The 927-nt window shown below is 64.1% G+C and carries 1 protein-coding gene; it reads right to left on the reverse strand.

The window, feature by feature from the left end:
• Positions 1–52: 52 nt before the first annotated feature.
• Positions 53–927, reverse strand: an 875-nt coding sequence (locus NVU01S_RS42040) for an integrase core domain-containing protein (RefSeq protein ID WP_218023651.1), incomplete at its 5' end; no start/stop codon positions are given.

The following is a 927-nucleotide window of genomic DNA, read 5'->3' on the forward strand; positions in this document are numbered from 1 at the left end:
GTGTGATGTGACAGGACATTGCTGACAGTTGGTGACAGGACATCCCGGACGGTTATGGGTTGTAGTTGAGGGTAGGTCGGTGTGGTCCGCGGCGGGGGCGGATGGGGTTTTGGCGTCTGCGGGTGCGGTCGAGGGTGAGTTCGCGGATGAGTTGTTCGCGGTAGAAGATCAGGACGTCGTCGTCGCGGACGAAGGCGGTGACTTTGCGGCCGGCGTATTCGGTGCCGATGGGGATGGCGGCGCCTGTGATGTTGACCAGTCCGCGGCTGGTGACGGTGGCGTCGCGGGCTAGGAGGTAGGGGGTCGCGAGGTCGGTGTGTGGGGTGTGGCGGCGTCCGGTGAGGCGGGTTTGGTCTGGGGTTGCGCCGTGCAGGGCTTGGTGGGGGCGGGTGTTGTAGAGGGGCCGGTAGTCATCGAGCAGGGTTTGCAGCTCGTGGATGCTGGTTGCCGGGGGTTGGGCGGTGAGCCATTGACGCAGGGTGCGGTGGGCGCGTTCGTTCTTTCCGTTGGTTTGGGGGTGCCGGGGTGCGGTGGTGATGAGTTTGATGCCCAGGCGGGCGAGGTTGCGTTCGAAGGACACCATGATGCCCATGTGTTTGCCGGTGAATGATAATCCGTTGTCCGACAGGATCATTCGTGGTTGTCCGTAGCGTTCGATCGCGGTCGAGACGCATCGCCAGGCGCCTTCGGTGTCCTCGCGGGGCCAGGCCAGATCGGTGAGTTCGTAGCGGGAATGGTCATCGGTGAGCTGAAAGATGACCACGATCGTGGCGGCTTTGTCGGCGAGGGTGTGTTCGAAAGCGTCGATATGCCAGCAGTCGTCGGTGGCGGGGAACACGAACCGGCGATAAGTGGCGCGGGGGCGTTTACGGGGTTCGGGCTCGACCATTCCCGCTCGGACCAGGACCCGGTGGATCGTGCGAGCAC

Source organism: Nocardia vulneris, assembly GCF_001613425.1.
In the GTDB taxonomy this organism is placed as follows: Bacteria; Actinomycetota; Actinomycetes; order Mycobacteriales; family Mycobacteriaceae; genus Nocardia; species Nocardia vulneris.